Origin of the sequence: Blautia sp. SC05B48 (genome assembly GCF_005848555.1) — a bacterium.
In the GTDB taxonomy this organism is placed as follows: Bacteria; Bacillota; Clostridia; order Lachnospirales; family Lachnospiraceae; genus Blautia_A.
This window is the reverse complement of sequence record NZ_CP040518.1, coordinates 1,550,699-1,577,439: the sequence shown is the minus strand read 5'-3', so window position 1 is coordinate 1,577,439 and position 26,741 is coordinate 1,550,699. Positions and strand designations below refer to the sequence as shown.

The 26,741-nt window shown below is 38.2% G+C and carries 31 protein-coding genes and 2 pseudogenes; 9 read left to right on the top strand and 24 right to left on the bottom strand.

Annotation, left to right across the window (positions count from 1 at the left end):
• Positions 1 to 43 precede the first annotated feature (43 nt).
• The 5 genes from EYS05_RS07280 to EYS05_RS07255 all read right to left on the bottom strand — a co-directional run bounded on the left by EYS05_RS07280 (position 44) and on the right by EYS05_RS07255 (position 4,679).
• Positions 44 to 400 carry a VOC family protein gene (locus tag EYS05_RS07280; protein WP_015541530.1) on the bottom strand — a complete coding sequence of 119 codons (357 nt, stop codon included), beginning with the start codon at positions 398 to 400 and terminating at the stop codon, positions 44 to 46.
• A complete protein-coding gene (locus EYS05_RS07275; RefSeq protein ID WP_118515812.1) occupies positions 397 to 1,083 on the bottom strand; it encodes an MBL fold metallo-hydrolase in 687 nt (228 codons plus the stop codon). Before EYS05_RS07275 ends, EYS05_RS07280 begins: the two co-directional genes overlap by 4 nt.
• Positions 1,084 to 1,546: 463 nt before the next feature.
• Positions 1,547 to 2,176: a sugar O-acetyltransferase gene (locus tag EYS05_RS17520; RefSeq protein ID WP_207670816.1), complete on the bottom strand. Its 630-nt coding sequence runs from the start codon at positions 2,174 to 2,176 to the stop codon at positions 1,547 to 1,549.
• A gap of 231 nt (positions 2,177 to 2,407) precedes the next feature.
• Positions 2,408 to 3,487, bottom strand: a complete 1,080-nt coding sequence (locus EYS05_RS07260; RefSeq protein ID WP_243119266.1) for an ATP-binding response regulator — start codon at positions 3,485 to 3,487, stop codon at positions 2,408 to 2,410.
• 106 nt (positions 3,488 to 3,593) lie between these two features.
• Positions 3,594 to 4,679, bottom strand: a complete 1,086-nt coding sequence (locus tag EYS05_RS07255) for an IS701 family transposase (RefSeq protein WP_055290736.1) — start codon at positions 4,677 to 4,679, stop codon at positions 3,594 to 3,596.
• Positions 4,680 to 4,811: 132 nt separating this feature from the next.
• Here EYS05_RS07255 and EYS05_RS07250 point away from each other — a divergent pair, with 132 nt between their 5' ends.
• From EYS05_RS07250 to EYS05_RS07230, 5 genes are all read left to right on the top strand, one after another.
• Positions 4,812 to 5,441 carry a GNAT family N-acetyltransferase gene (locus EYS05_RS07250; RefSeq protein WP_243119264.1) on the top strand — a complete coding sequence of 210 codons (630 nt, stop codon included), beginning with the start codon at positions 4,812 to 4,814 and terminating at the stop codon, positions 5,439 to 5,441.
• A gap of 57 nt (positions 5,442 to 5,498) precedes the next feature.
• Positions 5,499 to 6,044: a GNAT family N-acetyltransferase gene (locus EYS05_RS07245; RefSeq protein ID WP_166462290.1), complete on the top strand. Its 546-nt coding sequence runs from the start codon at positions 5,499 to 5,501 to the stop codon at positions 6,042 to 6,044.
• Positions 6,045 to 6,389: 345 nt separating this feature from the next.
• Positions 6,390 to 8,309: a TetM/TetW/TetO/TetS family tetracycline resistance ribosomal protection protein gene (gene tet / locus EYS05_RS07240; RefSeq protein ID WP_118567070.1), complete on the top strand. Its 1,920-nt coding sequence runs from the start codon at positions 6,390 to 6,392 to the stop codon at positions 8,307 to 8,309.
• A gap of 81 nt (positions 8,310 to 8,390) precedes the next feature.
• Positions 8,391 to 8,696: a helix-turn-helix domain-containing protein gene (locus EYS05_RS07235; protein ID WP_118567071.1), complete on the top strand. Its 306-nt coding sequence runs from the start codon at positions 8,391 to 8,393 to the stop codon at positions 8,694 to 8,696.
• Between the two features lie 177 nt (positions 8,697 to 8,873).
• Positions 8,874 to 9,959 carry an IS701 family transposase gene (locus EYS05_RS07230; RefSeq protein ID WP_055290736.1) on the top strand — a complete coding sequence of 362 codons (1,086 nt, stop codon included), beginning with the start codon at positions 8,874 to 8,876 and terminating at the stop codon, positions 9,957 to 9,959.
• A gap of 14 nt (positions 9,960 to 9,973) precedes the next feature.
• Here the strand turns inward: EYS05_RS07230 and EYS05_RS07225 are convergent, their stop codons facing one another.
• From EYS05_RS07225 to EYS05_RS07205, 4 genes are all read right to left on the bottom strand, one after another.
• Complete coding sequence (locus tag EYS05_RS07225) at positions 9,974 to 10,864, bottom strand: nuclear transport factor 2 family protein (RefSeq protein WP_243119262.1); 891 nt, start codon at positions 10,862 to 10,864, stop codon at positions 9,974 to 9,976.
• Positions 10,865 to 11,954: 1,090 nt separating this feature from the next.
• Complete coding sequence (locus EYS05_RS17905; protein WP_330575592.1) at positions 11,955 to 12,320, bottom strand: DapH/DapD/GlmU-related protein; 366 nt, start codon at positions 12,318 to 12,320, stop codon at positions 11,955 to 11,957.
• Positions 12,321 to 12,389: 69 nt separating this feature from the next.
• Complete coding sequence (locus tag EYS05_RS17900; protein WP_330575591.1) at positions 12,390 to 12,584, bottom strand: hypothetical protein; 195 nt, start codon at positions 12,582 to 12,584, stop codon at positions 12,390 to 12,392.
• Positions 12,585 to 12,775: 191 nt separating this feature from the next.
• On the bottom strand, positions 12,776 to 13,930 hold the full coding sequence (locus tag EYS05_RS07205; RefSeq protein WP_330575590.1) for an MATE family efflux transporter: 1,155 nt from the start codon (positions 13,928 to 13,930) through the stop codon (positions 12,776 to 12,778).
• Between the two features lie 110 nt (positions 13,931 to 14,040).
• Between EYS05_RS07205 and EYS05_RS07200 the strand changes: the two genes are divergently transcribed.
• Positions 14,041 to 14,922, top strand: coding sequence for an AraC family transcriptional regulator (locus EYS05_RS07200; protein WP_243119289.1), 882 nt, complete (start codon positions 14,041 to 14,043; stop codon positions 14,920 to 14,922).
• A gap of 128 nt (positions 14,923 to 15,050) precedes the next feature.
• Here EYS05_RS07200 and EYS05_RS07195 read toward each other — a convergent pair whose 3' ends face one another.
• From EYS05_RS07195 to EYS05_RS07165, 7 genes are all read right to left on the bottom strand, one after another.
• Positions 15,051 to 15,470 carry a YolD-like family protein gene (locus EYS05_RS07195; RefSeq protein ID WP_138276895.1) on the bottom strand — a complete coding sequence of 140 codons (420 nt, stop codon included), beginning with the start codon at positions 15,468 to 15,470 and terminating at the stop codon, positions 15,051 to 15,053.
• Positions 15,471 to 15,485: 15 nt separating this feature from the next.
• Positions 15,486 to 17,012 carry a Y-family DNA polymerase gene (locus tag EYS05_RS07190; RefSeq protein WP_138277697.1) on the bottom strand — a complete coding sequence of 509 codons (1,527 nt, stop codon included), beginning with the start codon at positions 17,010 to 17,012 and terminating at the stop codon, positions 15,486 to 15,488.
• A 65-nt stretch (positions 17,013 to 17,077) separates the two neighbouring features.
• Positions 17,078 to 17,419: an arsenate reductase family protein gene (locus EYS05_RS07185; RefSeq protein ID WP_138276894.1), complete on the bottom strand. Its 342-nt coding sequence runs from the start codon at positions 17,417 to 17,419 to the stop codon at positions 17,078 to 17,080.
• A 1-nt stretch (position 17,420) separates the two neighbouring features.
• Positions 17,421 to 17,876, bottom strand: a complete 456-nt coding sequence (locus EYS05_RS07180) for a YaiI/YqxD family protein (protein ID WP_138276893.1) — start codon at positions 17,874 to 17,876, stop codon at positions 17,421 to 17,423.
• 10 nt (positions 17,877 to 17,886) lie between these two features.
• Positions 17,887 to 18,255, bottom strand: a complete 369-nt coding sequence (locus EYS05_RS07175; protein ID WP_118515728.1) for a VOC family protein — start codon at positions 18,253 to 18,255, stop codon at positions 17,887 to 17,889.
• 27 nt (positions 18,256 to 18,282) lie between these two features.
• The gene (locus EYS05_RS07170; protein ID WP_117990283.1) at positions 18,283 to 18,693 is read right to left on the bottom strand and encodes a peptide deformylase; all 411 of its coding nucleotides are present in this window, start codon (positions 18,691 to 18,693) and stop codon (positions 18,283 to 18,285) included.
• Positions 18,694 to 18,903: 210 nt separating this feature from the next.
• The gene (locus EYS05_RS07165; protein WP_138276892.1) at positions 18,904 to 19,293 is read right to left on the bottom strand and encodes a hypothetical protein; all 390 of its coding nucleotides are present in this window, start codon (positions 19,291 to 19,293) and stop codon (positions 18,904 to 18,906) included.
• A gap of 729 nt (positions 19,294 to 20,022) precedes the next feature.
• Here EYS05_RS07165 and EYS05_RS07160 point away from each other — a divergent pair.
• Complete coding sequence (locus EYS05_RS07160) at positions 20,023 to 20,538, top strand: helix-turn-helix domain-containing protein (RefSeq protein ID WP_015541512.1); 516 nt, start codon at positions 20,023 to 20,025, stop codon at positions 20,536 to 20,538.
• 105 nt (positions 20,539 to 20,643) lie between these two features.
• Here the strand turns inward: EYS05_RS07160 and EYS05_RS07155 are convergent, their stop codons facing one another.
• Entirely contained in the window at positions 20,644 to 20,859 is a 216-nt protein-coding gene (locus EYS05_RS07155) for a hypothetical protein (protein ID WP_118515724.1), read from the bottom strand.
• Between the two features lie 395 nt (positions 20,860 to 21,254).
• Here EYS05_RS07155 and EYS05_RS07150 point away from each other — a divergent pair, with 395 nt between their 5' ends.
• Positions 21,255 to 22,091: an AIM24 family protein gene (locus EYS05_RS07150; protein ID WP_138276891.1), complete on the top strand. Its 837-nt coding sequence runs from the start codon at positions 21,255 to 21,257 to the stop codon at positions 22,089 to 22,091.
• A 269-nt stretch (positions 22,092 to 22,360) separates the two neighbouring features.
• On the opposite strand, the gene EYS05_RS07145 is transcribed toward EYS05_RS07150, so the two are convergent.
• The 6 genes and pseudogenes from EYS05_RS07145 to EYS05_RS18030 form a co-directional block, all read right to left on the bottom strand.
• The gene (locus tag EYS05_RS07145; protein WP_118515720.1) at positions 22,361 to 22,579 is read right to left on the bottom strand and encodes an aspartate dehydrogenase; all 219 of its coding nucleotides are present in this window, start codon (positions 22,577 to 22,579) and stop codon (positions 22,361 to 22,363) included.
• 40 nt (positions 22,580 to 22,619) lie between these two features.
• Entirely contained in the window at positions 22,620 to 23,090 is a 471-nt protein-coding gene (locus EYS05_RS07140; RefSeq protein WP_118515718.1) for an LURP-one-related/scramblase family protein, read from the bottom strand.
• A gap of 111 nt (positions 23,091 to 23,201) precedes the next feature.
• Complete coding sequence (locus EYS05_RS07135) at positions 23,202 to 23,375, bottom strand: hypothetical protein (protein ID WP_182466244.1); 174 nt, start codon at positions 23,373 to 23,375, stop codon at positions 23,202 to 23,204.
• Positions 23,376 to 23,425: 50 nt separating this feature from the next.
• Positions 23,426 to 24,241, bottom strand: a complete 816-nt coding sequence (locus EYS05_RS07130) for an alpha/beta fold hydrolase (protein ID WP_138276890.1) — start codon at positions 24,239 to 24,241, stop codon at positions 23,426 to 23,428.
• Between the two features lie 30 nt (positions 24,242 to 24,271).
• A complete protein-coding gene (locus EYS05_RS07125; RefSeq protein WP_227752348.1) occupies positions 24,272 to 24,523 on the bottom strand; it encodes a hypothetical protein in 252 nt (83 codons plus the stop codon).
• A gap of 558 nt (positions 24,524 to 25,081) precedes the next feature.
• Positions 25,082 to 25,187: pseudogene (locus EYS05_RS18030) on the bottom strand (helix-turn-helix transcriptional regulator); the annotation flags it as partial.
• Positions 25,188 to 25,450: 263 nt separating this feature from the next.
• Between EYS05_RS18030 and EYS05_RS07115 the strand changes: the two are divergent.
• Positions 25,451 to 25,825 (top strand): annotated as a pseudogene (locus EYS05_RS07115) (DUF4143 domain-containing protein); the annotation flags it as partial.
• Positions 25,826 to 25,906: 81 nt separating this feature from the next.
• Here the strand turns inward: EYS05_RS07115 and EYS05_RS07110 are convergent.
• On the bottom strand, positions 25,907 to 26,665 hold the full coding sequence (locus EYS05_RS07110) for an EFR1 family ferrodoxin (protein WP_138276889.1): 759 nt from the start codon (positions 26,663 to 26,665) through the stop codon (positions 25,907 to 25,909).
• Positions 26,666 to 26,741 lie beyond the last annotated feature (76 nt).

The following is a 26,741-nucleotide window of genomic DNA, read 5'->3' as shown; positions in this document are numbered from 1 at the left end:
AATTGTCAATATACATCCGCTTTATTAGATTTTCCAACCAAATTTACGGCAGGATCTCAAGCCAGTAGCCATCTGGATCTACAATGAAATAGATTCCCATTGCTTCATTTTCGAAACAAATGCATCCCATCTCTTCGTGCTTTTTGTGCGCTGCTTCGTAATCCTCTGCCTGAAATGCCAGGTGAAATTCGCATTCACCCAGATTATATGGCTGTGGATGATCTTTAAGCCAGGTAAGCTCCAACTCAAAATCACTTACATTGTTGCTCAGATACACAATGATAAAATCATCGGTAGTCGTTCTTCTCACTTCGTGCAGATCAAGGGCCTCGTTGTAAAATTTAATAGATCGGTCCAGATCTGATACATTGTAGTTTTCATGAATCATCTTAAATTTCATAATTCTTCTCCTTTTGTACATTCTGTATTTTTAATGCGTGACTTATATTGCGGATATTCAGTAATAAACCGCTTAATTACATTAGCATCATTCCAGTAATGCATTGGAAAAATGACATTACAATCTATATTTTTAAGGAAATACAAGATCCCATCGGCATAGTGATCTCCCTGTCTCGGATCTAAGGGGATAAATGCAGCATCAAAATGCATACCTTTGATTTTCCTGATCTCTGCACGATATGCTGAAGTAAGTCTCTGGTTGTCAGCTTTCGGCTCGCCATCCCAATACCAGTCGTTTAAGTCACCGGCATGATAAATGGTGCCTTCTTTTGTTTTGACAATAAATGCTACACCACTATCGTTAGATAGCAATGTATCGACTTTGGTATCATTATCCAGATTATAAGTTTGATCATGATAAACATATGTAATCTTCATATCCGACAAATGATTCCTTTTTCGTATATCATTCGCCAGAACTGCCTGATACGTCATCCCCATATCATCAAGAATCCCAAAGATCTGTGGGTTAAAATGATCCTCATGGAAGTGACTGCAAAAGATGATTACCTCTTTTTTCTTGTCAAGATACGGTAATTCACCCTTGAAATAATCAAAAATATAGTAGCAATCTCTGGTTTCAACCAAAAATCCACTGTGGTTAATGTAAGTAATTTTCATGATATCACCTGTAATAGTACTTGAAAGATCGATTGCCATAAAATAAACAGCCTTTGCGATTTCTTCCGGTTCTACAATACGACCGATTAGACTATTCTTTCTCCTCGTTTTTTTCTGATAAACGGCTTATGATTATCACTTTACCGTGCTAAAGTTTTTCTATAAGATTTTAACAGCTATTTCTGACATTGTCCACAATTTTAAAAAAAAATTCCTATATCAGTTTTCATTCGATGTAATTAGTACAGCAAAAATTAAGTTTCTGCTATATTGACGCAGGATGATTTCTTCATCTGCAAGGCGGAGGAATGATGCGTAGCGGTGGCTGCGACGATTGACGACAACGCTGCAGATGAAATTTAACTAATAAAAGATGAAATATTCGCAACTCATTTCACCGTAATATTTCTTTTCCAAAAGCTCCAAAAATGCCTCATCCACACGGACGGCAGTGGAAAAATATTTACTCTCCGAACGATTCAATATCATCTTCATATTCTTTTAGTTGAGTGCGCCAATTATTTTTATCTTTATCTGTTATTTGTCTAATTACATGGCACGGATTACCTCCTGCAACAACATGGCTTGGGATATCTTTTACCACAACTGAACCAGAAGCAATGACTACATCATTTCCAATTGTGACACCGGGATTGATTACAACATTTCCACCGATCCAGACATTATCGCCTATTGTTACAGCCTTGGCATATTCCAGTTCCAAGTTGCGTACATCCTTATCAATTGGGTGACCTGCTGTATATATACTTACGTGGGGAGCCAAAAATACATTATCCCCAAACGTAACATAATTTTCATCTAATATAGTCAAATCTGTATTAGCATAAAAATGTTTTCCAAATGATATTCTATCGCCATGATCAAAATAGACCGGAGGCGTTAGTACCATATCCACAGGCGCTACTTTAAAGCATTTTTTCAATTCTTCAAAAGCACTTTTATCGTTCCAGTATTCTGATTCATTAAACTTTTTTTGAGCTGCATGAACGTTTTCAAACGAATTATCACCAACTTTATAGGGATTATATAATTTGCCCTCCATCATTCTGTTCCATTCCGTTTTATTTATCATATTTCATTAACCTCACAATTCCGATTAATATTTCACCTGTTTTAAGAGATTTAATAACTGTTATATTTTGTTATCAAATTCTCTGTAAATCCTTGAAAACACTGGATTTGTCGCAGGTGAGCTTTCCCTTATTGTTTCCCTTGTGTTATATCGTCTCATCAGTGTTTACGAACTCTGTTAAGGGCAAATACAAGGGCAAGAATATTGTAAATTTTTCATTAAATCTGTCTATTATAGATATTTCATCATTGTTGAGACAAGAATATTTATATCTACAGGCTTTGCAACATGATCATTCATTCCAACAGAAAGAACTTTTTGTACATCTTCTGCAAAGGCATTGGCAGTCATCGCAATAATTGGAATCCTGGATTTTTTAGTATCCTTCATTTTTCGGATAGCCAATGTAGCATCATACCCATTCATAACTGGCATCTGAATATCCATAAGGATCAGCTTGTAATAATCAGCATCAGCTTTTTCAATCATGTCAATGCATGCAACACCATCATTTGCAGTCTCAACAAGACACCCTTCTTCCGTCAATAGTTCTCTTGCGATTTCTATATTAATCTCATTATCTTCGACTAATAAGATTCGAACACCGTTCAAACAATTTTTATTGTGCAGATTAGTATTTTTCTTCTCTAGCGTATCTTCTTTTAACGCTTTTCTGCAAGGAACAGTCACTGTAAATGAAGAACCCTCGCCCTGCTTACTTTTCACTTCTATAGTGCCATTCATGAGCTCAATAAGTTTTTTCGTAATCCCCATTCCAATACCGCTACCCTCAATATGACTGGCTGTAGAATTGCGTTCTCTTTCAAAAGCATCAAAAATATGCTTTTGAAATTCTTCAGACATACCAATTCCATTATCGGTAATGGTAATGATCATATTGCACCAGTCTTCTTTACAAGATTCCTGCAGGACACTACAGGATATTGTACCCCCTGTATTTGTATACTTTATTGCATTACTTATAATATTAAGGCAGATTTCTGACAGGTGCGGTGCATCCATATATACATACGGATACATAATTTGTTCTGTCAGAGAGAGAGTTTGATTTTTACTTTCTGCCTGTTGTCGGAACATAGTGACACAATTTTCAAAGCACTCACGGACATTCGAAACAGTGTATTCCATTTCAACTTTATTATTCTCAATTCTTGCAAGATCCAAAACATTACCAAGCATCGACAGAAGTTCTTTTCCGCATATTTGAATTTCTTCAAGATATCTGCCAAGTTTTTCTGTTTCTTGCAAATGTCTGGTCGCCAGATCTGCATAACCAATGATTGCATTCATAGGAGTCCTGATATCATGAGACATATTGAACAAAAATGCGGATTTTGCTTTATTTGCACATTCTGCTTTTAACTATAAATGAGCAAATTTGAAAAATTGCACAAAACTACACTGCGAATTTCATAAATGAATCAAAATCATTGCTTTCCTTTGCGCATTGAAAAAGATAACGATACTTTTCCAGCTGAATGGTATCACAGATTTCGTGATATCCAGTTTCAAACGAACAGAACCTACCAGTACCCACTGCACACATGAAATGTGCCAGTGACATAAGTAGCCAGTACCTTTTGATTCCCTGTGCAGAGCGTATCTGATAGCTGTCCAGTGCCAGTTTATCCTTACACTGGCGGAAAAATACTTCAATCGGCCATCGACACACATACCAGGAAAGAATCTCCTGTGTAGACAGGGCTGCGTTTGTACTGATGAAAGCACGCAATGCTTTGGGATTACCAAATGCTTTTTCCGGATAACTCAAAAGAACTACCGCATTTTCTATGCCGTTGAGGTTTCCCTCGTACCGGTACACATAATAGTTTCGTTTTTTGACTGTCACAAGGTCAAATTCACGATGTGTAACAGACAATTCGGCGGCCAGTTCACGAAGTTTCTTTTTCATTCCCGATGGATACAGCAAACGGTTTGTTTTCAAAGCACCGATGGTATGGAACCCTCTCTGTGCAAAGGTATTGATTATCTTTTCAGAAACATACCAGCAGTCGCAAAGAAAATAGGACATTACCGGTGGAACAGGCAGCTCCTTTGCAATGCTTTGTACAATGTCAATCTTGGAAATTGACTTATTGTACATTACAAAAGCATAGTTCAGAACAATGCCATTGCAGGAAAGCATAACAGCAACTGCCTGATGCCCGTAATCCGGTTTTCCCTTTAAATGGGATTGGTGAAAATACGCATCTTCAATCGGATGTAAAGCCTGTGACGAAGGCTTTGTCTTTGAAGCAATCGTATCGTCCACAATACAGAGAACAGGTTTTCCGGTGCGTGCTGCTTCTGAATAAATAATCTCAATGACAGAGCATTTTAACGTATCTGAAAGTAAGGAATCATCCCATTTTCCGGAATTGAGGAAATGGGCAATCGTAGTTCTGTGGCAGGAACTGTTTTTAGCAAAGTCCGTGGTTTTTCCATGATATCCTGAAATGAAAATACTGATTAGGATACTCATAAGATGGTTTATTACTCGGTTCGAATAAAATTTGCATAAGTTTAATTTTTTAAACTGGTTGTATATGAATGAGGAATGATGTATAGTATTTGCGAGAGACACCTTCTTTCGTAAATGTTGCAAATGTTTGTTTTGGCACTTTCATTATACAACACATGGAATCGAGGTGTCTTTCTTTTATGCAAAATCACGAACTTGCTCATTTATAGTATAAAAAATAAAATCAGAGTGTATCAGCTGGAAGTGATTCAGGATAATGAGAAGGCGCTTACTTTATATAAAAAGCAGGGATTTCAAGTTGACAGAGTATTGAATTGTTACCAACTGACAGGTGGGATAAAAGAACCAGGCATATATAAAGCGTGGAAACTGGAACATCCAGAAAAAATACAAGAAGCTCAATGGACAATAGTCAAGGATTTTTGGACGTATCCACCTTCATGGCAAAACGCAAAAGATGCTGTATGCGCAATCGCCAGATCCTTTTCTTATACGATTGTTAAATTTGACGGAAACCTGATCGGCTATGGTATTGTGGACAAAATAAAAGGAGATATTGTGCAGTTAGCGGTACATCCTCAATATCGCAGAATGGGAGTTGCCACAGAGATTTTGTTGGATTTATCGAAACAAACAAAGAGTTTAGAGATGAAAGTAATAAACGTGGATGAGCGAGATCAGGCATTAAACATATTTTTGAAGAAAATGAAGTTTCGTGTATTTGTTAAACAATATGAAATGAGAAAATATTTTTCTGTTTAGGATATTGCATAGATGAAGAAGCTGACTTTAAGGGCGGTTGTCAGTGAAGGGGCAGGCATGAGATATAATAAAACAATAATGTTAAGTAATGGTGTGGAATGTTGTTTGAGGAATGGAACAGAAAGTGATGGTCAGCTTGTATTGGATAATTTCAATCTGACACATAGCGAAACCGATTATTTGCTTACATATCCAGATGAAAACAGTTTTAATGCCGAACAGGAAAGCCAGTTCCTGAAAGAAAAGGCTGAGAGTGAAAGGGAGATTGAACTGATTGCCATAGTTGACGGTGTCATTACAGGAACAGCAGGAATCGAGGCAATCGGTACAAAGTATAAGGTACGGCATCGGGCAGAATTTGGCATCAGCGTTGCGAAAAAATATTGGGGGCTTGGAATTGGTAAGGCTTTGCTGGCTTCATGTATCGAATGTGCTAAAGCAGCGGGCTATAGCCAGCTTGAACTTAATGTGGTTGCTGAAAACGAAAGAGCCGTTTCTATGTATGAACAGGCTGGATTTGTCGAGTTTGGAAGAAATCCCAAAGGATTTTGCTCCCGCATAGCCGGATTTCAGGAGGTCATTTCTATGAGATTAGAATTGTGATGATTGAAAGATTTATTTCATGCTTGCTTTTCGGGTGCGGATGTGTTATAATCATGATATTTCCAAAAAGGAGTTAAAAAATATGCGGCAGGGTATTCTTAAATAAAACTATAACCAAATAGTGGGAACAAAAAACTTTGGGATGTCCTTTGGAACAAGGGCTTGGTTTTTTGTGCCTATTTAAAAATACTTTTGCCTTATATATTGACATAGCAAGACAAGTGACAAGCGTCTGTTGGCGTATGTCTTTTATGTGTATGTCCAAAGATTAAATCCCCAGCGGTAAGAGTATTTTGCTGCTGGGGATTTTTATGCCTTTTTTTGGCTGTGAATGGAGGATGACACATGAAAATAATCAATATTGGCATTCTTGCACACGTTGATGCAGGAAAAACAACACTGACAGAAAGCCTGCTGTATACAAGCGGGGCAATCATAGAACCGGGCAGTGTAGATAAAGGCACAACAAGAACGGATTCTATGGCTTTGGAACGTCAAAGGGGAATTACCATTCAGGCTGCCGTTACGTCTTTTCACTGGAAAGAGTACAAAGTGAATCTTGTAGATACACCGGGACACATGGATTTTTTGACAGAAGTGTACCGTTCTTTATCAGTTCTGGACGGAGCGATTTTAGTAGTGTCTGCAAAAGATGGCGTACAGGCACAGACCAGAGTGCTGTTCCATGCGCTGAGGAAGATGAAGATACCAACCATTATTTTTATCAATAAAATCGATCAGGAAGGCTTTGTTCCTGCACAGACTTATCAAAATATCAGAGAAAAATTGACAGAAGATATGATGGTTATGCAGGAAGTTCATTTATTTTCAGAACTAACACTTTCCGACGTTGCGGATTTTGAAAAGTGGGATGCTGTGATTGCCGGGAATGATGATCTTTTAGAAAAATATCTTTCAGGAGCGCCTTTGACATTGCGGGAACTTCAGGAAGAAATAAAGCGAAGGGTACAGCAGGGAACTTTTTTTCCGGTATATCATGGAAGCGCAAAAGAGAATATCGGGACAAAAGAATTGCTTGATGTAATCACAGATATTTTTTCATCGAAAACGGATAACTGTCAATCGGAACTGTGCGGGTACGTTTTTAAAATTGAATATACCGAGCAGAAAAAACGACGGTGCTATGTAAGGCTGTATAGTGGTACGCTTTGCTTACGGGAAACGATTTTTTTGCAAAAAAAGGAAAAGATTAAGATTACAGAGATGTCAATTCCATTTAAGGGAGAAATTGTCCAGACAGATACTGCTGATTCCGGGGAGATTGTTATTTTGTCTGACAACACATTAAAGTTAAATGATATTCTGGGAGACGAAAAACTGTTGCCACGCAAGGCATGGACGGATAATCCCCTGCCGCTTCTTAGGACAACGATAGAGCCAGCCAAAGCAGAGCAAAGGGAAGTGTTGCTGGATGCCCTTACAGAGATTGCGGATACTGATCCGCTTCTGCGCTTTGTGATTGATCCTGTCACTCATGAAATCATTCTTTCCTTTTTGGGGAAAGTACAGTTAGAAGTTGTTTGTTCTTTATTGAATGAAAAATATTGCATCGAGGCAGAGGTAAAAGAGCCTACGGTCATTTATATGGAAAGACCACGAAAAGAGGCGCATTATACAATTCATATTGAAGTGCCGCCAAATCCCTTTTGGGCGTCGATTGGTCTGGCAGTCACTCCCCTTCCTGCTGGGAGCGGAACAGAATATGAAAGCAAGGTGTCACTTGGTTATTTAAACCAAAGTTTTCAAAACGCAGTTATGGAAGGGATTCAGTATGGATTGGAGCAGGGAGTGTATGGATGGGAGGTGACAGATTGCAGGATCTGTTTTGAATACGGAATTTATTACAGCCCAGTCAGTACTCCGTCAGATTTCCGCTTTCTTGCGCCCATTGTGCTGGAACTGGCATTAAAAAAAGCAGGAACACAGGTTTTAGAACCCTATCTTTCTTTTACCCTGTTTGCACCGCAGGAATATCTTTCACGGGCTTATCATGATGCTGTGAAATACGATGCGGTAATTGAAACAACTTCAATAAAAAATAATGAAGCGATCTTAACTGGAGAAATACCGGCAAGACGGATTGGGGAATACAAAAGCGATCTGAATTTCTACACAAATGGAAGAAGTGTTTGCCTGACGGAATTGAAAGGGTATCAGGAAACTTCAGGGGAACCTGCAGTACAGCCCCGCCGCCCCAATAGCCGGCTGGATAAGGTTCGTCATATGTTTCAGAAGATCATGTAAGGTCTTGCGCAATGCTAGCGTTCATTGCTGGCTATTGCGGAATATCATTGATAGAATCAGTAGCAGAGAGGAGGAACTATTTTGAACAAGGAACAGACAGATATTACAACAGGAAAGCAAATACGTCATCTGCGGACACAATCGGGAATGACACAAGAGGAATTAGCCGGGGAATTAAATGTTACCCGGCAGGCGCTATCGAATTGGGAGAGGGATGTCAATGAACCCGATATAAATACGTTGAAAAAAATCTGCTTTCTTTTTGGAGTCCACATGGATGATCTTGCGAAGGAGGTAATCATAAAAATGGAAACAAATATGGAAAAAACAAAACGACCGTTTAATAAGTATGATACTATAAATGAGCAAGTTCGTGATTTTGCATAAAAGAAAGACACCTCGATTCCATGTGTTGTATAATGAAAGTGCCAAAACAAACATTTGCAACATTTACGAAAGAAGGTGTCTCTCGCAAATACTATACATCATTCCTCATTCATATACAACCAGTTTAAAAAATTAAACTTATGCAAATTTTATTCGAACCGAGTAATAAACCATCTTATGAGTATCCTAATCAGTATTTTCATTTCAGGATATCATGGAAAAACCACGGACTTTGCTAAAAACAGTTCCTGCCACAGAACTACGATTGCCCATTTCCTCAATTCCGGAAAATGGGATGATTCCTTACTTTCAGATACGTTAAAATGCTCTGTCATTGAGATTATTTATTCAGAAGCAGCACGCACCGGAAAACCTGTTCTCTGTATTGTGGACGATACGATTGCTTCAAAGACAAAGCCTTCGTCACAGGCTTTACATCCGATTGAAGATGCGTATTTTCACCAATCCCATTTAAAGGGAAAACCGGATTACGGGCATCAGGCAGTTGCTGTTATGCTTTCCTGCAATGGCATTGTTCTGAACTATGCTTTTGTAATGTACAATAAGTCAATTTCCAAGATTGACATTGTACAAAGCATTGCAAAGGAGCTGCCTGTTCCACCGGTAATGTCCTATTTTCTTTGCGACTGCTGGTATGTTTCTGAAAAGATAATCAATACCTTTGCACAGAGAGGGTTCCATACCATCGGTGCTTTGAAAACAAACCGTTTGCTGTATCCATCGGGAATGAAAAAGAAACTTCGTGAACTGGCCGCCGAATTGTCTGTTACACATCGTGAATTTGACCTTGTGACAGTCAAAAAACGAAACTATTATGTGTACCGGTACGAGGGAAACCTCAACGGCATAGAAAATGCGGTAGTTCTTTTGAGTTATCCGGAAAAAGCATTTGGTAATCCCAAAGCATTGCGTGCTTTCATCAGTACAAACGCAGCCCTGTCTACACAGGAGATTCTTTCCTGGTATGTGTGTCGATGGCCGATTGAAGTATTTTTCCGCCAGTGTAAGGATAAACTGGCACTGGACAGCTATCAGATACGCTCTGCACAGGGAATCAAAAGGTACTGGCTACTTATGTCACTGGCACATTTCATGTGTGCAGTGGGTACTGGTAGGTTCTGTTCGTTTGAAACTGGATATCACGAAATCTGTGATACCATTCAGCTGGAAAAGTATCGTTATCTTTTTCAATGCGCAAAGGAAAGCAATGATTTTGATTCATTTATGAAATTCGCAGTGTAGTTTTGTGCAATTTTTCAAATTTGCTCATTTATAGCTTTTAATTTAGCTTCCCGCAATTCTTCCTCTTGTCTTAATTCACGCATTTTTTCATCTGTCACATCTCGATTCGCAATCAGCACGGATGTAACATTTCCATTTTTATCATAACTCTGAGGAACAACCATGGAAAGAAACCATGATCCATTCTTCTTTTTGAATTCGGAAGACATAGATTCTTTATTATGAAGCCGTGCCGCCATGGTTCGTATATCAAAAAAATCTATATACTTCTGTACAAACGGTTCTGCTATAATACTTTCGATAACCTCGAACTGTGGATCCCAATCTGCAGTATTATCTTTAATATCCATACACATTTTTCGAGATCTTTTGACAAGTTCGATCTTCCCTGTTTTTAAATTCAGCCTCGAGATATGATAATAGGCGGTGCCTAATGCATAAAGCGCCTGCCGAGTTTTCTTCACCTGTTTTCCCAATGTGACAGGGAACTCTTCACCGTCCATCTGTTCCAAATCTGGTGTTGACTGATGCAGATGCTGAACTAACCATTTCCCATTCGTCCACCTATAGATAATCGTAAATCTTGTCTCCATTTTAAAACAAATTGAATCATCTTTAAACAGACCAACAAAATCTACTGTTCCGTGTGCAAGAACATGATCATCATCAAGCCGTTTTTCTTCTTGATGTAAATTTTGTACTTCAATTCTGATTTTGCCTCTTCGTTTTACATCAAATTCAAATGATTCTAAAAACTCATGCAGATTCCTGTAAAACTCGTGTTTTCCAGTTCCAATCAGACTAATATTTTCATCAAAGTAATTTTCAATTTCTAAATCATTTACTGATTCAGCGTTAATATATATTTCCAAAAGCTGCTCTGTGAGTTTTTTGAAATCATCCATACGGTTCCCTCATGCTTAAAAAGTCTTAAATGACTTTAAGTTTTCTGTTTTATTTTTAAAGTTTATCCACTTTTCATTCTCTTCATGAAAATCCGAGTATACACATCAAACTGTTTACTTTATCATATCATAGCAGCATATTGTTCCACAATCACTTTTTCAAGACATATGTCCATGACACTTTTCCCAAAGAAGAAAAATAAGATATTTGGTGGCTACATCACCAAGCCCCTGTAGAATCAATAACGCCGGTACTGGATATCAAAATCCCGCACCGGCGTTATTGATTGTAATTCTTTTTTCTACTCAAATAAACAGCTTATCTATCCTTTGAATATGGTGGTCTTAAATTCAATGACAACCGTCCCTTTTTGATCATATACGTTTCACTTCCATCCTCAGAAGCCCCTTTCAACCAGCAATCATCAGGTTCTCTCGTCCACTTAAAATCTTTTATATTCATTTCATTATCCCTTCAAATCCTGATTGAGATTTCACCTGTTTTAAAAAATTTAATAACTGTTATATTTTGTTATTAAATTCTCTGCAAACCCTTGAAAACACTGAATTTATCGCAGGTGAGCTTTCCCTTATTGTTTCCCTTGTGTTATATCGTCTCATCAATGTTTGCAAACTCTGATAAGGGAAAATACAAGGGCAATAATTTCTGATAACATATTATAACATGAAATAAAAGTGACATGGTAAACTAATTGAAATGCTTCTTAATTTTTACAACCATAGCAATCCTCGTAAATAATGCATTTAAGACAGCTCATCAGAGTGCGAAAAACAAGGAAGATATCTGCAGGCATACTGACGCAGGATTTCACACTCTGATGAGCTGGATTAAGATACATTATTTTAGAGGATTGCTATAATGATTAATTGATGATAAGGAAATATGGTACGATGAGAACAATATTTGCAAAATATAACCCGCAATACAACAGCATTGATGTTTATACCCCAAAAAACTCCCGAATTAAACTGAATCATTCTTTTTTTACAGTTTATCCGATCTTCCGGAAGCCCTTCACAATAATCTGTAGATAATTATCCGGCTGCAATCCGTTCTCTCATGATCATATTATTTTTCCGCCTGTGCACATATCATATCCCATGCTTCATCATCAATTTCTTCATTGTGAAACAATTTTCTCCTGTCCTCATCTGTTATTTTTCTAATCACACGACATGGATTTCCGGCTGCAATGGACCAGTCCGGAATGTCTTTTGTTACAACACTTCCTGCACCAATTACCACATTGTCTCCAATATGTACTCCAGGACACACTACTGTATTTCCTCCCAACCATACATTATCCCCGATGGTAACCTCTTTTCCGTATTCAAAAGCAGAATTGCGCGTATCTGGATAAATTGGATGTCCTGCCGTATAAATAGATACATTGGGTGCCATCTGACAGTTATCACCGATTTTTACCTTTGCCACATCTATAATTGTACAGTTATAATTTGCAAAGAAATTTTTACCTACTTCTATATGCGAACCATAATCGCATTAAAAAGGTGGGTTAATCCATGCATCTTCCGATTTTCCCAAAAGTTCTTTTACTATTTCTGCAATCCCATCAAAATCCGACCGATCTGCAAAATTAAGTTTTTGCAGAATTTTTCTACCTATCCTCTGTTCTTCTATAACCGCTTCATCTGAAATGTAAGCAAGCTGCATATCTCTTCTTTTTTTCATATCCATAATTTAATTCTCCATTTCTGTTAAATTTTTTAACCATTTATATTGTTTATAATGTTTAAATACTGCCGGAAGCTTTACCAGTTCATCCAGATTTAAGACAAAATACACCATCATTACCGGCAATTTAAATACAAATGCTGAGATACATCCCAGTGGAATTGCAAAGCACCACATGGTAACCACATCACATATTAATCCAAATTTTGTATCTCCCCCTGCTGGAAAATACCACCTATTGTCATAGAATTAATTGATTTTCCTATTACATAATAGCTGCTTATAAACAGCATATTCTTTAAATATCCTGTTGCTATATCAGTCAGATTCGTAAAATTCAGGATTACAGGTGTCGCAAGAAAAATCACTCCAGCCGTCACCACGCCCAAAAATACCGAAGTTTTGCATAAAATATTTCCGTTTTTCTTTGCTTCAGATAAGTTCCCTTTACCAAGCAGATTTCCAACAATAATACTTCCACCATATCCAAAGCCGGTACAACCACAGATTAAAAGATTCTTGGTTATATTTGCAATAGAATTGGCTGCGATAGCATCGGAACCAAGATGTCCAAGTATGACAGAATACATCGTAAATCCACCGCCCCAGGCAAGTTCATTAAAAAGTACCGGATAAACATGTTTCCAGAATTTCCTCGTTATATGGACTTCCCTGTTTTTTATGTCTTTTACTCCAATCCAAAATTCCTTTTTCAGGTGCAAAATATAAATCGTAATAACCAGACCAAGTCCATTTGCAATGACAGTAGCCAGTGCCGCACCTGCAATCTCCATTCTTGGAAAGCCCATGTATCCGTAAATCAGAATAACATTCAGTATAATATTAACACAGACAACAACTGCACTTATTATGGTACATCTACCTGCATAACCACAATTTTTCAAGATTCCCTGCAAAACCTGCAGAACTCCTGAAAAGATATAGGATAATCCAATCACTTTCAAATACTTAATACCATAATCAATCAGTATAGTATCGTTTGTAAACAGTCGCATGAGCGTTTCAGGAATAAAGAATGTTGCAAACAGAAAGAGAATGGAAATTATGAATACATATCTTAATACAAGTCCTGCTGATGTCCGTAATCCATCAAAATCTCTTTTTCCATAATACTGTGCAACAAACATATTTTCCCCTATTGTAAGTGCTGTTAAAATCAAATTAAAAACAAAGGTGATCTGCGAAGCCAGCGAAACTGCTGACAGAGAGTTCTGATTTAATCCTCCCAACATAAAAGCATCGCATGCACTTACAAGCGCTAACATAAATTGTTGTGCTGTAATGGGCAGAGCAAGTTTCAAAATCTTATTTGTGAATTCGTTTCCCATCTACAATTTTTCCTTTCTGTGCACAATATAAAAATAAACCAATTTTATTGATTTTTATACCATAATCAGCCATAATAATATAACAAACATTCGAAAAGGAGATTATTTTGATGGAAGTATGTCCAAGCATTGTTTTAAATTCAGATGCATCTGAAAATGTTGCCTATAACAATCCAGACTTTCCTGCATATATAAAAAAGGGACAGCTTTCACGCTATCCTGATTTTCGTGCAGTCAGTCATTGGCATGACGATCTGGAATTTATTCTGATTTTAGAGGGACAGATGTTTTATGATGTGAATGGTCAGAAGATTTCTTTGCAAGCAGGTGAAGGAATTTTTGTAAACAGCCGCTGCTTTCATTATGGCTATTCCGATGCTCATACAGAATGTCTCTTTATCTGTATTCTGTTATCTCCGCAGTTGCTTTCTGTAAATACTTATTTTGTGGAAAAATGTCTAAATCCCCTGATACAGAATATTCATTTTCCCTATCAGCCACTGAATCCGTCTATCCTGTGGCAGAATTCTATTCTTCGTGACCTTGAAATGCTTTACAAAAAAAATGTGGATGAAATACAGCCATTTATTACGCTGGAAAAAACCGTTCATATTTTTCTCCTCCTTGCTGAAAATATGAACTATTTTCCAGATTATGATAAAGATACAGAGGATACTCTGGCTCTTACTACAATGATCGGATATGTGCAGAAAAATTATCCCCAAAAAATTATGCTTAAAGATATTTCATCCTCAGGAAATTGCTGCAAGACAAAATGCACTTCCCTTTTTCAGAAATATTTGAATACTTCCCCAATGGTATATCTAAATCGCTATCGTTTGGAAAAATCTGTTTTTCTTCTTCAAAATACTACAATGTCTGTTACTGAGATAGCATATACCTGCGGGTTTTCAAATAGCAGTTATTTTTGTGAACTTTTTCATAAGTATTATAATACCACCCCTGGGAAGTTTCGAAACAGCAATAGATAAGCACTATTCATATTCTTTGGCTTATAATTATAATGGATATTTTTTAACAGTATCCCTGTTTTTCCAGCCTTTTTTCCAGCCAGTCTTTCACATAACATCGGAATGCGATACTTTCCGCCATCCAACTCTCAGATTTGCCACTCTTCACATTTAATATCACTTATCTGCTCGATTGGAATGACCGTTTGATCTGTCATGATAATGGTATGCTCGTATTCGTCTATCTTTTTTACACTACCGGAGCACGTAACATAGGCTCCGCCGGCTTTTTTTGCATCGGGAATAAAATAAGTTATTGATACTTTCTGTTCTATACCGATATTATTTCTGATTATATTAATTTTTTCGTTCAGCTGAGCAATCGCTTCCTCACTCAGTTCCAATCGTTCATCGGTTAATCTTGCCGTCTCTTTTATCGCAGCATCATGTCCAGTCAGGGCTGCAAAAGGAGCAAATTGCGCTGCCCGATCCTGAAGCGGCATTTGCGGATGATTCTTAGAGACCGGATGGGGTAAATTGATGATATCGTCATAAGAATTATTTTTCATCCTCTTCCAACTCCTTTACGCCTTATGTCCGCCAATTTGTTCATTTCTATCCTTAGCGGTTGCGCCTTCCTGAAGATTCATCCCCTTCAGTACAGCGTTTTTTCCAAACTTCTTTTTGATACTGAGCATGGCTTCCTGCATACGTTTTTCGCGATCCAGCGCGGCTTCTTCCTCTTCTTTCTTTTTCCTTTTCGCCTCATAATCCGTAAAAAGATCCAGCTGCTCATACACTTCTTCTTTCTTTACAGAACTTTCATCCACAAGCCTGTTCGCTGTGATATTGATTCTTCTGATAAGCAGGTTTCTGTCAACGATCCTGTCATATAGTTCTATTACTGCATCCGTTATCAATTTTGTTGAGGAAGTCTGCCGTTTCAGATTGGTCGTTCCATGTGCGTGTTTCGGGATTTTTCTTCCATAACGATCGATCGTAACCTCTCCATGATATTGTTTTCTCCTGTCGGTGTTGCTCAGATTCTCAATATCATAACCAACTGTCAACACGATCTGGTCTGTGACCAGCTTCTTATCCACCAAATCCAAGACCATCTGGTCCGTCATCTCTTTTACAACCAGTTTTGCTTTTTCAAAATCATAAGGACAATGAAGTACCTGTCCGGAACAAACACTGTTCATTTCCGGTTTATAGGCCTTAACCATTTCCATGGTACAGGGCTCATACCCCCAGGCATGATCGATCAACAGCTCTGCATTAACGCCAAACAGCCTATATAACAGATCTTCATTGTATAATTCATTCGTTTTTCCGATGGAACATCTTGCAATATCACCCATTGTATAAAGCCCGTATTCTTCCAGCTTCTTTGCGTATCCTTTTCCTACTCTCCAAAAATCAGTAAGTGGTCTGTGGCCCCAGAGTTTCCTTCGGTATGACATTTCATCCAGTTCCGCAATTCGTACACCATCTTTATCTTCTTTAATGTGCTTTGCCACGATATCCATCGCAATCTTACACAGATACATATTTGTTCCAATTCCTGCAGTTGCTGTTATACCTGTTGTCTTCAGCACGTCCTGTATCATGGTCATGGCAAGCTCTCTTGCTGTCATATTATAGGTATGCAGATAATCCGTTACATCCATAAATACTTCGTCGATCGAATACGGAAAAATATCTTCCGGCGCAATATATTTCAGATAAATGCTGTAAATTCTGGTGCTGTATTCCAGATAGAGAGCCATCCGTGGTGGAGCAACAATATAATCAATCTCCAGTGCCGGATTGGTATCTAATTCTGTGCTGTCATCAGAAGCTCCGATAAAAGCTCTGTTCGGCGCTTTCCACCTGCGGGCGCTGTTGGCTTCTTTTACTTTTTGAACAACCTCAAATAAACGAGCCCTTCCGGGTATCCCATAACATTTTAAAGCTGGAGATACCGCAAGACAGATTGTTTTTTCTGTTCTGCTTTTATCCGCAACCACAAGATTGGTCGTTAAAGGATCCCTATTTCGTTCTTTACATTCCACAGACGCATAGAATGACTTAAGATCGATTGCGATATAGGTTCTTTTCTTTTCCATCATTCTACACCTCCCGATTCTCCTGTGTTGCTTTATTTATCTAGGTCAGAAATCTACCGGCACTCTTATTTCCACGCCTTCCAGATATCCGGCTGATATCCAAGAGTGGATTGTTTTCCATTACGAACCACCGGTATCTTAATCACCTGCGGGTTTTCCAGTACCTTCTCAAGTTTATCTTCCTCTGCAATGTACTTAATGAGCGCAAGCAGATCCTTATCCTTGCCCTCCCAGTTGATCATATTTTCCAGTCCACCATTTGCCTGGGCGACAGAATTGAATTCGCCCTTACTCATGCCCTTTTCTTTCATATCAATAAACTGAAACTTGATTCCACGTTCCTTAAAAAAACGTTCTGCTTTCTTTGTATCATTGCACTTCTTTGTTCCAAAAATCTGTATATTCAAATTATTTCTCCTTGTCCATCACCATATGTATCATTTTCTCAAAAGACGCTCTGAAATGCTCATCATCCTCTGCTGTTCGTTTTCTTGGTCCTTTTAAGTGATTCTTTCCGGATGCCCTTCGCGCTTTCTTGTTCAAGTGGCGTTCCATAAGCATCTGGTCAATATTTTCATTGGTATACCATTTCCCGGATTGATGAATCGCATACGCACCTTTTCCAAGAGCCATTGCAGCCACTCCATAATCCTGTGATACGACAATATCTCCTTTACGGCAAATGCTGATCAGTTTATAATCCACTGCATCTGCTCCGGCTCCAACTACGATCACTTTACTATAATCAGAAGCTAACACATGATTGGTATCACACAACAACGTTACCGGAAGATCGTGCTCTTTCGCAACTTTTTCAACGATACCGACTACCGGACAGGCATCTGCATCAACAAAAATCTGCATATCTTCTCCCTCAATTACACATAAATGGCGTACGAACCTCGATGAGATTACCACTCGGATCATACAACCTTACAAGTTTCTGGCCACCTGCAATTTCTGCTAGTTCAGTGGCATATCGAACGAAATACTTACCGGATTCATATTTTGCAAGCAATCCATCTATATCAAATTCCTCAAAATACAGTTCCATCCTGTTATTGAATGGTGTAGAAATCTCATCCAACGTCTTTCCCCATAAACCAACGTCCTGCAAAACAAGGCCCTCCGATAAAATTACATTCCCTTCATTCTGAAGAATCACTTGCAGACCAAATAAATCCCTATAAAACTCTATGGATTTTTCTATATCATCTACTACGATCAGTATATTCTTTAACATGCTGGCCACCTCGCAATTCGCATTCGGTTATATGATCTTCCCGGACAAATGATCAATTTCATGCTGACAGATCTGTGCCGTCCATCCGGACAGCTTCTGTCTCTGTTTTTTCCAGTTAAAGTCATAATACTCCACTTCAATTTCCTGGTATCTGGTCGTCTTGCGGACACCGTCCAGGGACAGACAGCCTTCTTCTGTCTCATACATGTCACGTTTTGAAACGATCACCGGATTGAACATCACAACATCTATGAATCCCATATTTACAATGATGATATTCTTCTTTACACCAATCATGTTCGCCGCCATACCCACGCAACGTTCTCTGTTCGCCTGCAGCGTATCCTGCAGGTCTTTTCCAACCTGGATATCTGCTTTCGTGGCTGGTTCAGATGGCTGGCCTAAGAAGAAAACGTCTCTTACAATTTGTTTTACCATTTATTTTCTCCTATATTCCATTTTTATTCTTATTTATCTTGATCGGAAATCTTTCTCATCGACTCAAGATTAATTTTACAGCATCAAGCAAATCCTCTCTCTCAATATCGACTCAAGTATAACATAAATACAATTCCTATAGTGAATCTTTCCTACCAAACAAAATTTCTTCTCCCTAGATTTTTTCATTCGGATCAACAGGATGAGCTGTCATCTGCTGATAGCAAAATCCGATGCATAGAGCATGACAATTATACGCACATTTGTAACATGGATCTTTTTTCTGCGTTCCATGCGAATCTCCTCTGCGAACATCTCTTGAACGGCGTCTCTTCTGCGTTTGGCATCAATATACCTCTCCTCTGCCTGCATGCATTCCTCATCAAGAATCGGAATCATCCTTCTTAATACCGGCGCGAAATGTTCCTCTTCCTGATCCCAGGAACACTGGCGCTGCATACAACGCGGCTTCTTATCAATCCTTTCTGCATAATACAGACACTCTGAACAATAATGTTCTCTGAAAGTCTCCTCATCAATCACCGGTAACTTTTCTTTAATCTCTCTAGTTATTTCTTCTGCTTTTAGATATGGTTTCATCTGTTTAATCTCCTTTCTGTTTGCCACTTCTTTTCACTGGCAACACAAGGGTATGGCAGAAGTTTCCCTCTGCCACACGACTTCTATTGTCAGTTACCCCGAAATACACCGGGGCAATCTTTTTCATTCAGTGCTCGTTTGTCTTGTTCACGCGTGTATCCCATCTCAGGGAACACCCAGTCCGTTAGCGCCATCGCAGGCAGCCTCAACCATACCGCGTATGGTCTCCAGGATCCTCACTCCTCCTGGCCGACATCATTCGGGAGTATCATTATCAATTCGCTGCTTTGCCAAGAAAGCCATTGCCGCAGCAATGTTTCAATGCAAACCTCTGTTTCTGTTCATCCTCGGACCGATTGTCCTTGAACTTATCCGGAATCCTATCTGGCAGGACTCCGGCGGACTGGCAAGCTCATTTAATTTTCAAAGTGCTAATCCGGCTTTTTGATTCAAATTTTTGATCTGTAGCCTTCTCAACTTCTAAATACAAAAAAGTTTGGGAAAGTTTAGGGAGAAATGAAAAAAGATTTAAAAAATAAAAACGCCAGCGGAAATAACTCCACTGACGCCTTACAAATACTATTGATTTTTGACTTCATATTCATTATTGAGCTTGTTGTTAACTGATAATTCAAGTATAATAAACTCTATACGAGAAATACACGTCCTGCATGAGGACTTAAATATTGATAATCCTCATGTTTGGCGATATACGGGGAGGAAATTCTCATGGGTAAACAATCCACCAGGGAAAACAAGACAATTTACCAGCTTTGCCGAGAAGCGGCAGGCCTTACAAGAGCAGAGGCCAGTGAAAAAATGGATGCTGTCTCTGATTCAAAAATTGAAAAATTTGAATATGAAACACAAGAACCTACACCTTATGATATCCTCCAGATGGCAGATGCCTATAAAAGACCAGATCTTTGCAATTATTATTGTTCTCACAAATGTGAAATCGGTCATCGTTATGTTCCAGAAGTTGAAGTGACCGATCTGTCAAATATCATTTTGGAGACAATTGCCAGTCTAAATGAAATCAATCCTCTTACCGGTCGTCTGATCCAGATTGCCCGTGACGGTAAGATCAGCGATGATGAAATGAAAGATTTTGCTTATATCAGTAAAAAACTTGATGAAATTTCTTTAGCCATAGACTCTTTGAATCTTTGGGTAGATAAGACAGCCGGAGAACAGGGGCTTAATCTTGAACTCTTAAACGCCGAAAAAGAAAAATTAAAATAAGCCATTACGTGACGAAAGGCAATGAACCATTTCTGATTCATTGCCTTTTTCTTTACATACGCTGTAATTGATTGATGATACTTTCTGTTTTCTCCTCCTGATCCATTATGAACGTGATGTCACCAATGCTATAATGCCACCGATGATCAATAATGGAAATGCAATGTACATCAGTCCACCTACAACCATGCCAATCAATATCACCGGGAAGAAAATAACTGTGCAAAGTAGTTTCATAATTCCCCAGGATGCTTTTAATCCAAATATAAAAAATTTTCCAACAAACCAAATCATACAAATTGTAAATAATAACGATAACATTTTATTACTCCTTCTGAAACTCATTTTGATATGTGTCTTTCATTTTTTCTGTTCTTTTTCTGATAAATATTCAGATGTGTTCTTTATACCAATCTTATTACTAAATGCCGGATTTTTCTCCATCTTTTCTATTATCCGGATTAATCGAATTCTCTGTGCCGCTTCCATCTGATCACCCCATTTATATTCTGTTTTTTTGTTGATATTGTCACTATAACAAATTTATTTTTCATAATACACATCCATCATGAGGAATTGCATCTTTATATTTCTCGAATTTTGAGAATTCTGTCTTTATATTTCTCTGCACGAATTGTTTTCTATCTATGCTGACTCTTTTATAATAAGCATATCCGAGCAACATCATAGATTATTATTAAAAGGGAGATTATGCTATGCGAATTGAAAACTTACAAAATGAAAACAGAAAATATGCGAAAAGTATCGGGAACTTCCATGTACTTGAATATGTACAGGATGCCAGCGTTTCACCTATGAATGCAATGAATGAGTATTTCATGAGTAAAATGAATGTCAGAAGAAGACAGGTTGTTATTGATATTGATAAAGACCATTCTGCTATTATCCAGGCCGGTGCCATGCAGTGGATGGGTGGTAATGTACAAGCCACATCTGGGGTAAAAGGTATCGGAGATTTCCTTGGAAAGGCACTCAAGGGTGCGGTCACCAAAGAAACCGCGGTTAAACCGGAATATGTTGGCGAAGGCTGTCTGGTACTGGAACCAACATATAAATACATTATTCTTGCAGATGTTGGCAAGTGGGGATCAGCCGGAATGACAATTGAAGATGGCATGTTCCTGGCTTGTGATGCAAATGTAAAAAGTAAAGTTGTAGCCAGAAAGAACCTTTCATCAGCCGTGCTAGGTGGCGAAGGTCTGTTTAATCTGAGTTTGCAGGGAAATGGTGTAGCTGCACTGGAATCTAATGTTCCCGAAGATGAATTGATTGAAGTCATATTGGAAAATGATGAACTGAAAATTGATGGAAATCTTGCTGTATGCTGGTCATCAAATCTTGAATTCACCGTAGAAAGATCTACAAAAACACTTGTAGGATCTGCAGTTAGCGGAGAGGGCCTGGTAAATGTTTATCGTGGAACAGGACGAGTACTGATGTGTCCGGTCGCGCCGACAACTTCCTTGTTTGAGTCCACCAACACCATGGCAGCTAAAGCTGCAGCTAAATCCAGCAATACATTTGGAAAGTAAGCGTAAAACACATTCTCTCGTAACCAACAAACGCCGGTATAGGATTATAAAAATCCTGTATCGGCGTTATATGCCATACAGTGAGTACATTGATTCCCCCATATCGGCTTTCCGTTTTCAAATACAATGTTATTCATCGGACAGTTTTTGACACATTGACCGCATGCATCCTGCAAAAATCCATGCCAGTCCGCCCAGTAATCCTCCAAATATAAACCAAAGGATATTACCTATAGTTCTCATGACAACATCTCTTCCTTGTCCAATGTCTAATATTCTTTTGCAATTTCCTCTGCTATCTCATATATCGCTTTGAATTTTTCTAAGTCTTCCGGTGATCTGATCAGCATGATTTCTTCGATTTTTCCGGTTCGTATGTCTTTGAACCCTGCTACTTCTTCTCCGGTACAAATGCTTGCACGAATTACTGGTTTCATATGTTCTCGGTCATATGTTTTTTTCACTATTTTCTTTTTGAATATTCCCACGCTTCATCCTCCGAATAATTACAGTAACAAGATCAATTATTTAATTCCTGGAACATTTTTCTGCATCGATTGCTAGTACAAACATCAACGCATCCAACGCATTTCCTGGATTCTGTGCATCAATGACATATGTATCAGTCATATGAAACAGTTCTTTATTGACCCGTGCAATTAAATATCCACTTCGATCAAGAATGCTATAGTCCCATTCCATAATGGTTCCATCAATATGCCATCCATTGTAATCAATATTATAATGTGGCGTCAGGAATGAGAATTCTTTGCTCAGGCATCCTATATAACTGCCGTTTTTATAAATCTCGAATTTAGGAAGGAAGGTAAGAACTTTCTGAACAACCATTCCTACTTCATTTCCATGGGCATCATAAATTACAAGCTTATGTCCCCAGGACAACTGGCCTTTTACTACATAAACAGTGTTGCCTGCTTCATCATAGATATCATAGCTGTCAAACCATGAAAACAGCCTTTGTTTAAATAATAACTTCATAACTTTTCACCTCTCTTTCCAACAGACATAATAAGTTCTTTACACTCCTTCGATATTGGCTACGTGGATTTTTCCATCAGGTTGTGTATGGCTTTCTCGATTTTCAACGGCTTAAATAGAATATCCCATATCGTAGGCTTTTTGGAAAACACTTTGATTCTTGACCAATCCAGCATCCATCACGTTTGCTGCATATATTTTTCCTGCAATCCTGTATTCTTCCAGATGCTCTACAAAACCATTCAGATCACCAAGTGAGCTTGAAATAATCAATATATTTTTCATTACTTTTTCTCTCTATTCGCTTTTTAATTCAAATAACTTTAAGTTGCCTCTCATAAAACCTTCGAGAGGAATTCTTCTAGTAAACTATTTATCATCTCCGGTTTATCTGTATTAGAATTATGACCGGCCCCTTCAATCCACTTTAAAGGAATTTTCGTTTTTCGATGCCATGCTCTGTTATACCGAATACATGAACCGGCATGATCCTTTGTACCACATATCAACAGGGAAGGGCATTTAATTTCATATGGCAGCTCCTTTTCCATCGCCTCTGCCAGAATACGAAATCCATGCCCTGCAATTTGTGCATAACGATGCTGATCACCATCATAGACCAACATCATTTCCTTCATCAGGTTTCTGCCATAATTAGAAGTTGCAACTCCCTCAGTTCCGGATTTCAAAAGCAACTTCCATGGGTAATGTGTATATATTGGTTCCATTCTTTTCAGAAGCCAGATTTCCACTGATGTCACATAGTTTCTCTGCAACGGTGCCGAATCAATGGAGATAAAGCCTGCCAGCCGGTCGGGATACAATTGTGCATAAGCCTGTCCCACATATCCTCCCATTGATTGGCCGATCATAATCGGTTTTCTGATTTCTTCTTTTTCAAGGATCCCATTCAGCCATTTTGCCTTATCAAACAGATCAAATTCAAACCGGAACGGCCAAGAGGAGGCATGAGCCGGTGCATCCCATACAATAATATTATATTTTTTCACGAAGTGCTCAACCTGTTTATCAAACAGTCTATGGTCAGCAGTCAGCCCCGGAAGAAATACAAGCGTCGTTGTATCCAACCTCAGAATACTTGACCAATAATGAATCGTTCCACAAGGAGTTTGATATGTACTTTCTTTCAACAAATTTACCTCCACAATTTCCTTGCATTATTATTTCCCGTAGTTCTCCTCCCAATAATCATACGCATCATCATATCCGCCATCATAATTTCCTCCACCAAATTCCTCTGCCCAGTCATCAGCGAAATCATCCGGGTCATCATAATTATAAACATCATAAGAATCGTTTCTTCTGGATGAATAAGAATTACTGTATGTATTTACTCTTCTTGCCGGAAGAATAACTTCTTTGGGATTTACTGGAATAGCTGTTGCTCGTACTGTTACGTCCCGGTTCGTCACAGTAAAGATCCACTACCTTCAATGTAATTATGATTATCAGTTCAACACTAATGATTACTGTCGCTATGATTTTAAAAGTCTTTGAATAAAAAAATCCGGCAGCCACATATCTCTTCTCTTTTATCTCTTTTATCTCTTTTATCTCTTTTTTCTGATTTATCTAATTCTGATGTTACCAGTTTACATCAAATAGCAGTGCATAAATCCGCACAACCAACGGATTTACCAGAACTAATAATTCTAAAGCATACTTCGTTTTACCGTCTTATTCAGTTGTCGCAAATTTACGACAACTGAATCATCTATTTCTTCTACAATTCCAATTTCACGACATCATTTCTAATACAGATTTTACCGTACTTTTTAATCTCAGTCCATCCTTTATACCCAGGCGATAGAAAAACTCTTCTGTTTCTGCTCCGCTGGCAAATATTTCATCACAGTACTCCGTAGGCACTTTCTCTTGTTCCGGAGACAGTGTTTCCAAAAGTTTCTGGTATTCCTTCTCGATATTTTCATTAAATGACTGTGTGTCTTGATTTGATTTCCATTCAGAATTGATACACCGGAATTCCTTTTTCTTCAAAAGGTTATAAATAGTAGGTCTGCTGACTCCTAAGATTTCCTGTAACTCCTGAACTGTATAACATCTTTTCTCTGACATTTCTTTATCCTCTTTTCTTTGAAATATGAAAGAAAAATTATCCCTTCATATAACGAAACGCTCAGAGCATGTTTTACAGTGGTCAAAAGCAATCTTTTTGAAATTTCTGCATTTTACTTGAAATTCAGTAAAGAATCGGGTTGCCTTTACATAGTTTCCACTTTCAAAAAATAAAAAAATTTGTGTTTTTGAAAGCGACATCTTTCATATACTTTTAGCAGACGGTATACTAAGTACAACGAAGCGGTTTCGAAAAATGAAAAAAGAAATACCTTGAAAGCTCTGAAAAGTTCTATTTGTGTGACAGCGGTATTCGATATTCAATACTGGGAAGCAGAAATATGGATTATGGCAGAGTATATGAAAACATCGTTTGCATCGAGCTTCTTCGCCGTGGATACGATGTTTATGTCGGCAAGCTCTATCAAAAGAAAATCGACTTTGTGGCTCAGAGAGGTAGCGAGAAGTTTTATCTTCAGGTCAGCAACAACATTTCCGGGCAGGAAACATTTGAGAGAGAATGTTCTCCACTGCTTCAGATTCGAGATGCTTATCCGAAAATGATTATTGCCAGAACCAAACATCCCCTAAAAAATATTGTTGTAAATAGAAAAATCCTGCTCATATTCATATATTGAACAGGATTCAGATGAACTGCTTATCATCAATGCAAACTGGGGTTTTCTCAGTTAAATTCCACGTTATCGACACTTTACAAATCATTTCATCTTTAACTGCTCAAAATGATAACGCGGTTTTCCTATGCTCTTTTTGCCATACTCTATTGCTTCTGTGGGGCAATAACAAATACATGCCATACAGTGAGTACATTGATTCCCCCATATCGGCTTTCCGTTTTCAAGTGCAATGTTATTCTTTGGACAGTTTTTAACACATTGACCGCATCCGATACAAGTATCATCTGTCTGAAATGCAGTAGCTTTCACGAAGAACTGATAAAAAATCGGATTTACCGGACCACTCATAAAACGGTCGTAGAGATTGTTTCGTGGTACAGGGAAAGGTTGCTCTGTCTTAATACAGGCAATGGTATCCTCAATAGTAGGCTCAGCATTTTTTACAATTTTTCTTGCTTCCTCTGCCTGGGGTGCATCGAACATGGCAATATAGTTTTCCGGCATAAGAATTTGAGATGTACCCATATAACATAAGTGCTTTTGCTCAGCAAGACTACGATTATATTTTGACGCATTGCCAATTTCACTGCCGCAGTTCATAACAAACCAAATACGTTTTGCGGAAAGCAATTTCGTTTTGGAAAGCCAATCCGACACAATTCGGGGAATACGCCACGCATAAGTCGGAGTTACAACGACTACATTCTCACCTGTTTTTATTGGCGAATAATCTACTGCCTTGATTTTCGCATTCACATCTACAATCTCGTCCTGCAATTCAACTGCAATTTTTTTCGCTATATAACGGCTGTTGCCGGTTCCTGAAAAGCACAAAATCATAATAAAATCACCTCCACGACTTCCGATTGAGATTTCACCTGTTTTAAGAGATTTAATAACTGTTATATTTTGTTAT